Source organism: Streptomyces sp. NPDC052042 (genome assembly GCF_044548345.1).
Lineage (GTDB): Bacteria > Actinomycetota > Actinomycetes > Streptomycetales > Streptomycetaceae > Streptomyces.
Genome location: NZ_JBIUBU010000006.1, coordinates 143,799 through 158,210, shown reverse-complemented (window position 1 = coordinate 158,210; position 14,412 = coordinate 143,799). Strand labels below are relative to the sequence as shown.

Below are 14,412 nucleotides of genomic sequence, written 5' to 3'. Positions count from 1 at the left end.
GCCGCGCTCCGAGCAGCACACCGACGGCGAGCAGCACAGGCCCCGTTCAGCGCAGTGGTCACATGGCTGATGCCAGGGCGGGGGCGACGGGTGCTGATGGGGCCGGCTGCTCGGCCCAGACGATCTTCCCGGTGGCGGTGAAACGGGTTCCCCACCGCTCGGCGAACTGGGCGACGAGGAAGATTCCCCGGCCGCCTTCGTCCATGGCCGTTGCGTAGCGCAGGTGTGGGGAGGTGCTGCTGCTGTCGCTGACCTCCAGCGCCAAGCTGGTATCGAGCAGAAGACGCAGGTGGACGGGGGGTGCCGCGTGCCGGATAGCGTTGGTGACCAGCTCGCTGAGGATGAGTTCGGTAGCGAATGCTGTCTCTTCCAGGTTCCAGTCGGTCAGCTTCGCGAGCACCTCGGCGCGCAGAGCGGGCACAGCTGCGGGGAGGGCCGGGATATCCCATTCAGCGATACGATCACGCGGAAACGCGCAGGTTCGGGCGATCAGGAGGGCAACGTCATCGTCTGGATGGGCGGGTAGCACCGACTTCAGGATCGTCTCGCACGTCTCCTCCGGGTCGACTCCCGCATGGGAAAGCGTGTCGCACAGCAGCTTCAGGCCGGCCCCGATGTCGCGGTGACGGTTCTCGACGAGCCCGTTGGTATAGAGCACGAGCTGTGTGCCCTCCGGCAGCTGCCGCTCGACGGCCTGAAAGCGCGGGCCGCCCACGCCGAGCGGAGGTCCTTCGGGCAGGTCGAGAATCTCCACGCGGCCGTCGGGATAGACGATGGCGGGCGGAAAGTGCCCGGCTCTTGCCATCGCGCAGCTACAGGAGACCGGGTCGTAGATCGCATACAGGCACGTGGTCCCGACGGTCATACCCTGGCTGGCGCCCTCCTCCGCATCCATCTGGGCAACCAGGTCATCAAGGCGGGCCAGCAGCTCGTCGGGCGGCAGGTCAAGGGTGGAGAAGTTACGGACCGCGGTGCGCAGTCGCCCCATGGTGACCGCGGAGTGCAGGCCGTGGCCCGCCACGTCCCCGACTACCAGGGCGGTGCGGAACCCAGGAAGAGGGATCACGTCGAACCAGTCCCCGCTGACCTCGGCATCGGCGGGCACGTAGCGGAACGCGGCCCGGACGGCGCTGGTGTCCGGCAGCCTGCGGGGCAGCAGGCTGTGCTGCAGCGTTGTGGCGATGGCGTGCTCACGGGTGTAGCGGCGAGCCAGCTGAGAGACCGCGAGGCCGACGACGAGCATCAGCCCGGCGGTGATGATGTCGTCCGGGCGGCTGAAGCGGGTGAAGCTCGCGTACGGGGTGGTGAAGACGTAAACGAACCCCGCCGCGGCGGAAAGTGCCGTGAGGGCCGCGGCCCAGCGGTAGCCGAGGGTGGCCACCGCCGCGACGACGAACATCAGGACCAGGGCCACGTTGGTGGAGGACAGGGTGCCTCGGAGAGGCAGCAGGAGCGCGCACACGGCCAGCGGAGCTGCCAGTGCCGCAATCAGCGCGGTCAGCCCCTTGACGAGATCACGAGGCATACCAAGACCTCCTCTCTTCGGTGTAGCAGGGCTCACGTGGTGGGGCCAGTCGATACGGGCCCGCACACAGGGCCACGACTGAATGCCTGATGCGGCAATAGGCACAGCACGCCGCCCCAGACCGTGCAAGGGCTGTCCCGTAATCCCCGGCGGGTGCGCGACGACGGCTACGGCACCTCGCCGCGTTGTCGGAACGTCCATATACATCCAGTATGCGGACACCCCTCCGCCGTGCGATGTACCGCATCCGTCGCCGCGCGCTGGCCCACCGCGGATTGCGAGAATGCCTGTGGCCTCCCAGCGACAAGGCCGTCATCGAATGACGGTGAGGAGGTGAACCGCCCCGGTTCGAATGTTGACTCGCACGAAAGGATCGAGTCATGGCACGGCCGACCGAGATCCTCAACGAACACCTACTATCGACTGGTACTGCCCTCGCCGACTCCGCGGTGAAACAGGCCACGTCCCACCCGTCGAGCATGAGACCGACTCCTACATGAGATCCACGAGACCCCAGGTCACAACCGCGATCTGAGATCTCTGCCGAACCCGGGGCGGTTCGGTGCCCGATGTCGCGTGAAGATCAGACCTTGATTGTTGCAGTACGCGATCGTTCCGTATGGTGCGACGGGCGTTGTCGCACAGACCGGATCTGAGAGTGCTGCGACCGGATATGTCGTCGGTGCGATGTGGACGACGCTTTATGCCATGACCAGCCTCACCACCCCACCGACGCATGTAGCAGCCAACGCGATCACCCCCGAGATCCTGCGCGCCACAATGGGTGCGTTCTGCTCGGGCGTTGTCGTCGTCACTGCACTGGACGACCAGCCTGACGGCAAGCCCCTGGGCTTCACCTGCCAGTCGTTCGTGTCGCTTTCGTTCGACCCGCCGCTGATCTCCATCAGCCCGGCTCGGAGTTCCACGACCTGGCCCCGCATCCGTGAGGTCGGCCGGTTCGCCATCAACGTCCTGGCCGACGACCACGCCGAACTGTCGAACAAGTTCGCCCGGTCCGGGGCCGACAAGTTCGCGGGTGTCGATTGGACGCTGTCACCCAAGGGATCGCCCATCCTCGGCGGTGTCAGCGCTTGGGTGGAGTGCAACCTGTGGCGCGAATACGACGGAGGCGACCACACGGTCGTCATCGGCGAGGTCACCGCACTCGACCACGACATCGAGCGGAACCCGCTGATCTACTACCGCGGAGCCTACCTGCATGCGGACTGGCGAGCGTCCCGATGAAGAGCGCAGAGCACGCCGACGGAGTACTCAAGGTCGCTGCGGTTCTTGCTAGTCCGCACGGGAGTGGCTCAACAGCGGCCGCAGTCAACGCGGTTGTGGAAGGGTGCCGCGACGCCGGAGCCGTCTGCACCCTCGTAGACCTCCGCGACGGCGCGGCCGACGGGTTCGCTGCCGCTGTGAACGCGGTCGAGGAGGCGGACGCTGTTGTGTTCGCTTCCCCTACCTATCGCGCCACCCACACGTCATTGCTGGCATCGTTCCTGGAACACATCGAGCGCGGTGCGAAGTTCGAAACCCGGGCTCCTCTGCAGGGGAAAGCGACTGCTGTGGTGATGACCGGCGCGGCCGCCGAGCATTTCCTGGCGACGGAGAGGCTGCGGGCCACTCTCGCATCGTTCTATGCCGTCCAGGTGCTCTCACCTTCACTGTTCCTCCCGCAGACAGCGTTCGGCCCGGACAAGTCCCTGACCGCGGAGGCGGCCGAAGCAGGCGTCTTGCACGGACGTGCTCTCATAGATTTGGCGGCTGCATGCCGGGCGAGCAAAAACATCGCCCTCCTCAAGCCGCTCGTGTGATCAGCGGGCCTGGCGCGGCCGGATCGGCGCGCAGCCCAGCCGATCGGATGCCCCGGACTCCGGCATGTCATCGCTCGGCGCCGACCATCCAGGCCGTCGGTGCCGGGTGGCAATCCACAGTCCAGCCGCCCTCGAACCAGCATGGAGAACGCGTACATGTCCACGACCGTCGAACTTGTCGAGGTCGGCCCTCGCGACGGCCTCCAGAACGAGAAGAAGCCGCTCGACGTCGACACCCGGGTAGAGCTCATCAGGCGGCTGGTCGCCCAAGGCGCCCGACGTATCGAGGCGGTCAGCTTCGTCCGTCCCGACCGCGTTCCGCAGATGGCCGGCGCCGAAGAAGTGATGGCAAAGGTGCCGCAGAACCCTGAGGTGTCCTACATCGGCCTGGTCCTCAACCGGCGTGGTGCTGAGCGGGCCGCACAGACCGCGTGCACCGAGGTCAACATCGTCATCCCCGTGACCGACGCCTTCTGCGTCCGGAACCAGAATCTCACCGTCGAGGCGATGCTCGACCATGCGGCCGCGGCCTCGCAGGTCGCCCGTGACGCCGGTATGCGGGTCAGCCTGACCCTCGCGGTGGCGTTCGGTTGTCCGTTCTCCGGGCCGGTGTCCATCGACCAGGTTGAGAAGGTACTGGTGCGGGCGGTCGAGAACGAACCGGACGAGATCGCGTTCGCAGACACCATTGGCGTCGGAGTCCCTCGCCAGGTTCGTGCGTTGGCCGCTCTCGCGGCCGGCGACGAACGTATCCGCAAGCTTCGTTTCCACTTCCACAACACTCGGAACACCGGCTATGCGAACGCCGTCGCAGCCGCTCACCGCGATCCGGCCAGCGGGGCCGTCCCCGGCGGAGTCGTTGCCCTGGACGCCTCTGTCGGCGGGTTCGGCGGCTGTCCGTTCGCGCCCGCTGCCACGGGCAATATTGCGACCGAGGACCTCGCCTATCTCCTTCGTGGAGAAGGCGTCCCCATGCTCGGCCCCAGCGACCCCGACATAGACGGCCTCGCCCGGGTCGGATCCTGGCTCGGCGACCAGCTCGACAGCGCACCGCAGGGCCTGCTCGTTCGCTCCGGCGACTTCGCCGTACCCGTTTCGTCGAGCGAGAAGGCAAGCACCGAGAACTGACTTCCGTTCCCCACACCCGGCACGCAAGCCTCACCGGCCTCATACCGCAATCACGGTTATGGGCTTTGGCCTCGTCGTTTGCAGTGGCTGCGGCGGGCGCGGGTCCGGCTGAGTCGTCTCCACCATGACCAGTGCAGACGGTGGGTCGGGGTGAGGTGTTGTGGGCGGGGGAGTAGTCCGGCCAGGCGGCGGATCTCCGCGACGGACAGGGGTATCAGGTGGGGTCGTCCAAGGTCGCTGCCCTCTTTGACAGTTCCTGGGCACGTACGGCTGTCAGTGCGGCGAGGGCGGCCATGGACAGGGTGATGTGCCGGTACCAGACGTCGTGCGGCGGTCCTGGTAGTGGGCCGGGCCGCGCCGGACGTGGCCTGGTCACCGTGCGGCTGCGGCCGACCTGCCTGTCGAGATTGTGGAGTGCTGTCCATCGCCCCCTTGTCCGCCAACCGGCGACACACCATGCCCGTCGGACCACGTCGCGACCCCTCAATGCCCACCGTCGTCGAGGGGCGGCGGGCCTCTCGGCAAACCGCGAACCGCGGGGCCGGGGGCGGGCCCTGCCGGGCGGGGAGCGGTGTCCCGGCAGGCCAGGCGTGAAAAGACGCTCGGAGGCTAGGGGGTGGCACTCCGGGGATAGTGGCTGGACCCGATCCTTCCTAGCCTCACACTATGTCTCCGATTCCGCCGTGCGCTGGCTCGCCGGCTCGGGCGCTCTCCTGCCCGGCCGGGGCTACTACTACGGACTCACCGCGCCCGCGCAGCCGTCCGGACGCAAGCCATGACGGCTGCGGAATCCACCGGCCGGACCGATCCGTCGATGCACAGGAAGATGTGCGCGGCACGAACGCCATCCCCACCGCGGCAGGCGACAGCGGAATTGCCCGGTCGACGGCACGCAGCCCTCGCACCACGCTGCTCACGACGCCGACAGCGGTCGAGCACCGGGTGCTGTGGCGATCCACTGCGATCACCGACCATGCCAACCAGCCGTGCCCCAACCCGTCGGGCCTGAAGGACGGCGGCCCCTACCTCCAGTGCCTCCATGACCTCGATCACGAGGGTGCTGCGGGTCCATACCCTGATCGCGCAGGACCGGAGTTCAACCGAGCCGCAGGCATCCTCAGCGCCGTGCACGATGAGGCATCTGCGGGGCGATCCGGACTACTCGTACCTGGTGCCACACCGTCCCCTCGGCGGTCCGTAGCGCAGCTGCCCCAGCCGCGACGCGGATGCCGACCGCGTGGACTACCCCACCAAGCCCGTCGGTGTCGGGGCCACTGCGATCAGGAGGCCATTGCCCGGGTCTGCAACTTCACCCCGCCCGTTCCCGCGATCGACAAGGAAGGAACCGAGAAGTGAGCTTCGTAGCCCACACACCGCACCGTCCCCACGCCTCGACCGACGCCCTGCCGCTGGCAGGCATCCGTGTCATCGAGCTCGGCAACTTCATCGCCGCCCCCACCGCGGGCCGCATGTTGGCTGACTTCGGCGCCGAGGTCATCAAGATCGAGCGGCCCCGCACGGGTGATGAACTCCGGAACTGGCGCCTGTTCGCGGGCGACACCTCGATGCTGTACCGCACCATCAACCGGAACAAGAAGTCGATCGAGCTCGACCTGCGAACAGACGAAGGCCGAGCCGCGGTCCTTGAGCTGGTCTCCTGTTCGGACGTCCTGATCGAGAACTTCCGCCCCGGCACCCTCGACAAATGGGGGCTGACGCCGGAAGCACTCACTGCCGCGAACCCCGAGCTCGTCGTTGCGCGTATCTCCGCCTTTGGCCAGACCGGCCCGCTCGCTCCCCGGCCCGGGTTCGCCGCCGTCGCAGAGGCGTTCGGCGGGATGCGGGAACTCGTCGGCGAAAGCGACCGGCCTCCGTCTCGTGTCGGCGTGTCCATCGGTGACTCCATCGCCGGCCTCTACGCGGCGTTCGGGGCCGTCATGTTGCTGCTGGATCGCGGCAACCGCAAGAAGCAGGGCCGCCGGCCATGGACACCCGTCGAACGACACGTCGACGTCGCGCTCCACGAGGCGGTGTTCTCGATGATGGAGTCCCTCGTTCCCGACTACTCCGCCCATGGTGTCCTTCGAGAACGCACAGGCGGCCGGATGCAGGGCATCGCTCCTTCAAACGCATACGTTTGCTCCGGCGGCGACTCCGTCGTCATAGCAGGGAACGGCGACTCCATCTTCGGCCGCTACATGGAAGCCATCGGGCGCCCCGATCTGCGTGACGACCCTGACCTGGCGACCAATGATGGCCGCTGGGCCCGACGCGACGAGCTCGACCGTGCCATCGAGGCCTGGACCAGCCAGCACCCCCGTGACGAAGTCCTGGCCGCCCTGGCGACGGCCGGCGTGCCCGCTGGACCGATCTACACGGCCAAGGACATCGTCGACGACGAACAGTTCGCAGTCCGCAACATGGTGCAGACACTGCCGGTCGACGTCGCCGGAGAAATACGCGACGTGGCGTTCCCGGGGATCGTGCCTGTGCTGGACCAGCAGTCCATCCCGGTTTCCTCCCCGGGCCCGGACCTCGGGGAACACACACACGAAGTTCTCTCCGAGCTGCTCGCACGCCCGTGCAGCTGCCGGGCGTGCCTGGATGCGATGGCCGAGCTCGGCGATGACGCCGTGCAAGACGCTGCAAGGACCGACGCGACCGACCGCCGCGCTCGGTCCGCGCGTACCTGAACCCACACGCCCCTCACCGAGAAGCAGCGCACCCATGACACAGATCCCACCAGTCACCACCATGCCCACGAACGCGACTGACCGGTCCACGGGCGGCAGCGATGTCGCCGCTCTGCGTGACATTTCCCGACGAGTGCTCTGGCTTGCGGCTGCCATCGTCGACGCCGCCAATCGTGGACGCCGGAACGAGACCGGAATCAAGGTCGGCGGACACCAGGCATCCTCCGCGTCGATGGTCGACATCATGGTCGCCCTGTGGTTCCACCACCTGACCCATCTGGATCGGGTTTCGGTCAAACCGCACGCCTCGCCCGTCCTGCATGCGATCAACTATCTGCTGGGTGACCTCGACCCGAAGTACCTGACAATGCTCCGGGCGAAGGGGGGCCTTCAGTCCTACCCGTCACGCACCAAGGACCCCGACACGGTTGACTTCTCCACCGGGTCGGTCGGAATCGGCGCGACGGCGGCCTTGTGGGCGGCCATCTCGCACCGCTACCTCGCCTCTCAATTCCCGGACACGCCACCTGCGGGCCGCTTCGTGAGCCTGCTCGGCGACGCCGAACTCGACGAAGGCGCCATCTGGGAGGCCGTAGCGGACCCACAGGTGTCGAAACTGGGCGAGCTGCTGTGGGTCGTCGACCTGAACCGGCAATCGCTGGACCGGATCGTGCCCGACATGCAGATCGAGCGTCTTCAGGGCATGTTCGCCGCAGCCGGCTGGCAGGTCGTCGTCCTGAAGTGGGGGCGCATCATCAGTGAGCTGTTCTCACGCCCCGGTGGAGAGGAACTGCGGAGCCGTCTCGAGGTGATGCCGAACGAGGAGTATCAGCGGATGCTTCGGGTCGACTCCTCCGAGATCGCCGACCGCATCATGGGAGAAACGGGCTCAGCGGAACTCAAGGCACTGCTGGCCTCCCTGACCTCGGAACAGCTCAGAGCCGCGGTCCGGGACCTCGGTGGACACGACCTCGGTCTCCTGGTCGACACGTTCGACGCCGTCGACGCGCACCGGCCCACCGTCGTGTTCGCCTACACCGTCAAGGGACGCGGGCTGCCGACCGAGGGGCACCCGAACAACCACTCCGCGCTCCTGACCGAAGCACAGGTGCGGTCGCTGGCAGAGTCGTGCGGGGTCAGCCTCGAAGACCCGTGGAGGATGTTCGAGACCGGCACGGAGGCAGCCGAGTTGTGTTCCCGGCGCGGAGAACTGCTCCGGCGATCTCCGTACACGCCGACCGCACCCATCTCGGTTCCGGCATCGCTCGGACGCCCGCACCGCAAGGCTTCCTCGACTCAGGCCGCGCTCGGCCGGCTCTTGGCCGACCTGGTCCGGGATGCCCCGGAAGCCGCCGCCCGGGTGGTGACGTGCAGTCCCGATGTCGCTTCCTCGACGAACCTCGGCGGCTGGATCAACAAGACCGGGGTGTGGTCGGTTGCCGAACGGTTCGACTGGTTCGCCGACGACACCGAGCGCGTCCTGCGGTGGTCGGAGGTCCACAACGGGCAGCACATCGAGCTCGGAATCGCCGAGGTGAACCTGGTTTCGCTCGCCGGTGAGTTGGGCGCAACATGGTCCCGGTGGGGCCAGCGACTCATCCCCATCGCGACCCTGTACGACCCGTTCGTGTCGCGGGCCCTGGAACCCTGGAGCTACGGCATCTACGCCGGCGGGCAGTCGATCCTGGTCGGAACTCCGTCCGGAGTGACATTGGCTCCTGAGGGCGGCGCCCATCAGTCCATCACGACACCGTCGATCGGCCTGGAACAGCCTTCCTGCGTCGCGTGGGAACCGGCGTTCGCCCAGGACCTGGAATGGTGCTTCCTGCACGCGATGAACCAGGTCGGCATCCCCGGCGGCACGTCGGCCTACTTCCGGCTCTCGACGCGCCCCATCGACCCCGCGCTCGCCCAGGTTCCGAAGGATCCGATGCTGAGGGAGCGACGGCGCCTTCAGGCAGTCGCCGGCGGGTACCGTCTCAGGGCACTGAGCCCGGCGGACGAGCAGGTCACTTTGATCGGTGTCGGTGCGATGATGCCGGAGGTCATTGCAGCGGCTGACGCCTTGGAGGGCCTGGGCGTCAAAGCCGGGGTCGTCTGCCTCACCAGCCCCGACCTGGTCTTCCGCTCGTTCCAGCAGCGTGGAGCGCGCGCGGCCGGTGGTGGGTCGAACATCATCGACGAGCTCTTCCCCGCGCTCCATCCGACGCCTCTGGTCACCGTCCTGGACGGCCACCCGCACACGCTGTCCTATCTCGCCGGCGCACGCGGTGACCGCATCCGGTGCCTGGGAGTGACCGAGTTCGGGCAGTCCTCGGACCTGACCGATGCGCACAAACTGCACGGCATCGGGACTGACGCCATCCTCGACGCGGCGCTGACCCTTCTGGGCCGGTAGCAGTCCACCTATCTGGAGGACCACACGATGTCGGTATTGCTGAACGAACTCGAACCCACACCGGCCGCAGTCCCGGCCGGACGGGAGATTGTTGCCGTGGTTCTGACCTGGCGTGGTCGCGTGGGCCTGTTCAAGAGGAGCGGGGCCGTCGGCCATGATGCTGGGAAGTGGCACTGTATAAGTGGTTACGTCGATACCGAGATCGGCCCCTACCGGCAGGCGATCCAGGAGATTTGGGAGGAAACCGGTCTAAGGTGCGCGGAAATGGACACCTTTGAGGCCGGTCCGACTCTGCACCTCCCGGACGGTCGCGACGGCCTCCCGTGGAGCGTGCACACGTTTCACGCGAACACCACTCGCAGGCGCATCCAGCTGAACTGGGAGCACGTCGCTCACCGGTGGGTCCGGCCGTGCGACGTACCGCGCTTCTCCGGCCAGGTCAGTTGGCTGCGGGAGGTCCTCGGAGCCTTCGAGTGATCCTTCCGGGCCGTCTGACAACCCGGGCCGTGTCGGCCATGTGCCGCAACAGGTGAGCCGCCGGGGCGCCGTCGCGATGCTTCGGCAGGGGATGTCAGCGCTCACAGCGGTGCTCCGTGCGGCCGAGCTGCCACGTGGTGTTCTCTGCTTCAGAGGCTTTGCGCCCTCGCATTTGCCCGCCTTTCGCCTGAATCCGCATACAGTGGATAGGCGCTCACCGTCTGCGGCTGCGCGCGGCATCGCCGCGCAACTACGCTTTGCGACACTCATCACATAGTGCCCCGAGGGGGTTGCCATGGAGTACCTGGCCTCTGCCTCGGTGATCGAAACGCATAGCCTGGAAGAGGCCCGCGAGGCGGTCACCAAGATCTACTTGCCTCACGATTTGGTCGGCCCTCAGGACGCGATGAACATGCGCCTGAACGCCCTCACCGACCGACACATGACGCTGGGCTACCTGACCTATCAGGCCGAAGCCGAGCTCACGATGCCCGCGACCGAGCACTGCTACCACGTCAACCTGACCATTGTCGGTGAGACGAGGGCTTCCCGCAGTGACGGTGGCCGTGAGGTCACGGTGGCCAGCCAGCGTGGTGTGGTGCTGTCCCCGGTCCAGACGAACAGGGTCTTTTGGAGTCCTGAGGCGGAGCAGCTCATCCTGAAGATTCCACGGACCAGCCTTGAAGCACATCTCTCGGACCTGCTCGGTAAGCCGGTCACCGAGGTCATCGACTTCGACTTCGGCCTTGACCTGACCACCAGTTCCGGCCGCGCCCTACTGCGGGCCGTCCAGTTTCTCGCGACCGAGCTCGACAAGCCCGCGGGCCTGGCCGAGATGCCGCTCGCGCGTGAGCAACTCGAGGCGTATGTCCTTACGTCGCTGCTGCACGCAGGCCGCCACCAGTTCAGTGACGCGCTCACCGGGAACGAGGACGTGCGCCGTCTCGGTCGGCTGTCCTCCGTCGTCTCCTACATCGAGGAGCACGCGGACAGCGAGATAACCCCCGAGATTCTCGCGCGTATCGGGTGCGTGAGCGTCCGTACCCTCCATGCCGCGTTCCAGGAACAGCTCGGCGAGTCGCCCATGGCGTACGTGCGTCGTATCCGGTTGAGCAAAGCTCGATCCGAGCTGCTTCGCAGCGACCCCCAGAAGATCCGGGTCTCGGACGTGGCCATGCGGTGGGGGTTCTTCCACCAGTCACGGTTCGCTCAGCAGTACCGGGACCAGTTCAACGAGTTGCCCTCCGCCACACTCCAGCGCTGACCCGTCACATCCATGTGCGCCCGGCCCGACGGCCGGGCGCGCGTCGTCATGCTCTCGCAACGGCGATGCCGACCATGCATCCGTCAACTCTGCACTGAGTGGCCCTTACGCGTCAGCGAAGGGATAGGAGCCGACCGCCGCCGTTCTTAGCGTTCGGTGTGAAGCCCCCAACACTCCGAATCACTCCCGAGGAGACCGAACAACATGGCTCCCGCCTCCTCCCAACTCGAGACGTTCAAGCTGTTCATCAACGGCAAGTGCGTCGATGCCATCTCCGGAAAGACCTTCGAGTCGCTCAATCCCTACACCGGGCAGCCGTGGGCGTCGATCGCCGACGGCGGCCCGGAAGACATCGACGTCGCCGTCCAAGCCGCTCGGGCCGCGTTCGAAGGTGAGTGGGGCGGCAAGAGCGGTTTCGAACGCGCCGCCATCATGCGCAACATCGCCGATGCCATCAGCGCGAACGCCGAGCGGCTCGCGCTGCTGGAGGTGCGCGACTCCGGCAAGCTCCTGCGCGAGATGCTCGGGCAGCTCAAGGGCCTCGGCACGTGGTACACCTACTACGCCGGGCTCGCCGACAAGCTCGAAGGCAAGACGGTGCCGGCCTTGAACCCGCAGACCTACTTCGGCTACACAGTTCGGCAGCCCGTAGGGGTAGTCGGCGCCATCACACCGTGGAACAGCCCTCTGCTGCTTCTGACGTTCAAGCTCGCGCCGCTCCTGGCAGCCGGATGCACCTGCGTGGTGAAGCCGTCGGAACACTCGCCTGCCTCGACGATCGCGTTCGCCGAGATCCTCACCGAAGCCGGCCTGCCCGCCGGAGTCCTGAACGTTGTCACCGGCTGGGACCGGTCCACGGGCGAGGCACTCGCGGCGCACAAGGGCGTCGACAAGGTCGCATTCACCGGCTCGACCGCGACCGGCGCGAAGGTGGCGCAGGCCGCGGTCGCGAACATCAACAAGGTGACCCTTGAGCTCGGCGGGAAGTCGCCGCAGATCGTTTTCCCCGACGCCGACTTGGACGCCGCGGCCAACGGAGTCATCGCCGGCGTGTTCGCCGCAACCGGGCAGACGTGCATGGCCGGGTCCCGGCTCATCGTGCACGAGTCGGTCAAGGACGAACTGGTGGCCAAGGTCGTCGAGCGCGCCAATGCCATCAAGCAGGGTGACCCCACAGCGGCCGAGACCGAGATGGGGCCGGTCGCCAACCGTCCTCAGTACGAGAAGGTTCTCGGCTTCCTCGACGGCGCGAAGGCCGAGGGGGCGACCATCGCCTGCGGTGGCGAACCGAACGCCGACATCGGCGGCCTGTTCATCCGGCCGACCGTGGTACTCGCCGACCCCGACAAGACGATTGTGCGCGAAGAGGTGTTCGGCCCGGTCCTGGCGGCCTACACCTTCACCGACGAGGACGAGGCCATCGCCTTGGCCAACGACACGCCGTACGGCCTGGCCGGTGCCGTGTGGACCAAGGACGTGCATCGAGCTCACCGAGTGGCTGCCGCCGTACGCGCCGGCACGGTCTGGATCAACGCCTACCGGGTCGTCACTCCGAACATGCCCTTCGGTGGCTTCGGGCTCTCCGGCATCGGCCGCGAGAACGGCACCGACGCTGTCAATGAGTACCTGGAGAACAAGTCCGTCCTGGTCGAACTCACCGGCGGGACCCGCGACCCGTTCAAGATGGGCTGACCGCGCCCATTTCCCCCTGACCGGCGCGACCGTCCACGCGAACTGCGCCCGTCCCCACCACCTCCTGAGCACGACTTCTCTCGTGCAAGGCGAACCAGAGAACCAAGGAGAACGACATGACGCTCAGCGCGAACGAGAGGCTCGGACTCGCCGCCACCGACCCGCGTCCCGACAACGAGACCAAGCCGGTTCAGGACCGCCGGGAGACCAACCCGCTGCTCAACGACCAGCCGATGAAGCTCGGCCTGTTCGGCACCAACTGTTCCTACGGCCTGATCATGTCCCACGCCGCTTCGTCGTACGAGATCACCTGGGAGCACACGAAGTCCATTGCCCAGCAGGCCGACCGAATGGGCCTGGAGGTCATGGTTCCCGTCGCGCGCTGGAAGGGCTTCGGCGGCTCGACGAACTTCAACGGCAACTGCTTCGAGACCTACACCTGGGCTGCCGGCATCGCCGAGGCCACCGAGAACATCGCGGTGGCGGCGACTTCGCACCTGCCGACCGTGCACCCCATCGTGGCGGCCAAGGCCGCGACCACGATCGACCGTATCTCCGGCGGTCGGTTCGCCCTGAACCTGGTCATGGGCTGGGTTCCGCCGGAGATGGAGATGTTCGGCGGCGAGCAGCGTCAGCACGACGAGCGGTACGCGTTCGGACAGGAGTGGATCGACTACGCGACGCGCCTGTGGTCCGAGCAGGGCAGCTTCGACGTCGACGGCAAGTACTTCCAGGGCCGGGACGTGGAGGCCTACCCGAAGCCGCACCAGGGTCCGAACCCTGTGCTGCTGAATGCGGGCAACTCGCCCGCCGGCATTGACTACTCGGCCCGCAACGTCGACATCAACTTCGCCAGCCTCGACACGCTGGAGAACATCAAGACCTACACCCAGACCGTCCGCAACAAGGCACGCAACGACTACAAGCGCGACATCGACGTGATGACCTACGGCCTGGTGGTCGTCCGTGACACCGAGAAGGAAGCGAAGGCGGCCTTCCAGCACGTCGTCGACGAGGGCGACTGGGGTGCTGCGGGCAACGTCATCAAGATCGCGCTCTCCGGAGCGAGCCAGTCGTTCGACCACGCCAGGGAGATGTCGGAGCGCTTCATCGCCGGCTGGGGTGGTTACCCACTGGTCGGCACCCCCGAGCAGGTCGTTCAGGGCATGAAGGAGCTCAACGAGGCCGGCATGGGCGGCATGATCATGGGCCTGATCGACCCGAACCAGGAACTCTCGATGTTCAAGGACGAGGTCATCCCTCTCATGATCGAGGCGGGCATCCGCCACTAGGGAGCGGGAGTTCTCGTCCGAAGGAGCGCGTACCGGGCCCGCAAGCGTCGGGCCCGGTACGCGCTCTGGCTGCCGTGCGACCCAGCAGCGGTTCGGGGCCGGGGCGACGAAGCTGCGGTCCAC

10 protein-coding genes are annotated in these 14,412 nt (G+C 66.9%); 9 read left to right on the top strand and 1 reads right to left on the bottom strand.

Annotated features, from left to right (window positions below; all coding sequences use genetic code 11):
* Positions 1-58 precede the first annotated feature (58 nt).
* Positions 59-1,525, bottom strand: coding sequence for a SpoIIE family protein phosphatase (locus ACIHCL_RS13530; protein ID WP_399860887.1), 1,467 nt, complete (start codon positions 1,523-1,525; stop codon positions 59-61).
* A 708-nt stretch (positions 1,526-2,233) separates the two neighbouring features.
* On the opposite strand from ACIHCL_RS13530, the gene ACIHCL_RS13525 reads away from it, so the two are divergent.
* The 9 genes from ACIHCL_RS13525 (at position 2,234) to ACIHCL_RS13485 (ending at position 14,289) form a co-directional block, all read left to right on the top strand.
* Positions 2,234-2,770 carry a flavin reductase family protein gene (locus tag ACIHCL_RS13525; protein ID WP_399860884.1) on the top strand — a complete coding sequence of 179 codons (537 nt, stop codon included), beginning with the start codon at positions 2,234-2,236 and terminating at the stop codon, positions 2,768-2,770.
* Positions 2,767-3,345, top strand: a complete 579-nt coding sequence (locus ACIHCL_RS13520; RefSeq protein ID WP_399860881.1) for an NADPH-dependent FMN reductase — start codon at positions 2,767-2,769, stop codon at positions 3,343-3,345. The genes ACIHCL_RS13525 and ACIHCL_RS13520 overlap by 4 nt, the downstream gene beginning before the upstream one ends.
* A 156-nt stretch (positions 3,346-3,501) precedes the next feature.
* Positions 3,502-4,473: a hydroxymethylglutaryl-CoA lyase gene (locus tag ACIHCL_RS13515; RefSeq protein ID WP_399860879.1), complete on the top strand. Its 972-nt coding sequence runs from the start codon at positions 3,502-3,504 to the stop codon at positions 4,471-4,473.
* A gap of 1,352 nt (positions 4,474-5,825) precedes the next feature.
* Positions 5,826-7,166 carry a CaiB/BaiF CoA transferase family protein gene (locus ACIHCL_RS13510; protein ID WP_399860878.1) on the top strand — a complete coding sequence of 447 codons (1,341 nt, stop codon included), beginning with the start codon at positions 5,826-5,828 and terminating at the stop codon, positions 7,164-7,166.
* 34 nt (positions 7,167-7,200) lie between these two features.
* Positions 7,201-9,564, top strand: coding sequence for a transketolase-like TK C-terminal-containing protein (locus ACIHCL_RS13505; protein WP_399860877.1), 2,364 nt, complete (start codon positions 7,201-7,203; stop codon positions 9,562-9,564).
* Positions 9,565-9,600: 36 nt separating this feature from the next.
* Positions 9,601-10,041 (top strand): NUDIX domain-containing protein, encoded by a 441-nt coding sequence (locus ACIHCL_RS13500; RefSeq protein ID WP_399860875.1) that lies wholly within the window; start codon positions 9,601-9,603, stop codon positions 10,039-10,041.
* 295 nt (positions 10,042-10,336) lie between these two features.
* Positions 10,337-11,305: an AraC family transcriptional regulator gene (locus ACIHCL_RS13495; protein WP_399860873.1), complete on the top strand. Its 969-nt coding sequence runs from the start codon at positions 10,337-10,339 to the stop codon at positions 11,303-11,305.
* A 204-nt stretch (positions 11,306-11,509) separates the two neighbouring features.
* Positions 11,510-12,997: an aldehyde dehydrogenase gene (locus ACIHCL_RS13490; protein WP_399860870.1), complete on the top strand. Its 1,488-nt coding sequence runs from the start codon at positions 11,510-11,512 to the stop codon at positions 12,995-12,997.
* A 116-nt stretch (positions 12,998-13,113) separates the two neighbouring features.
* On the top strand, positions 13,114-14,289 hold the full coding sequence (locus ACIHCL_RS13485; RefSeq protein ID WP_399860867.1) for an LLM class flavin-dependent oxidoreductase: 1,176 nt from the start codon (positions 13,114-13,116) through the stop codon (positions 14,287-14,289).
* The last annotated feature ends 123 nt before the right edge of the window (positions 14,290-14,412 follow it).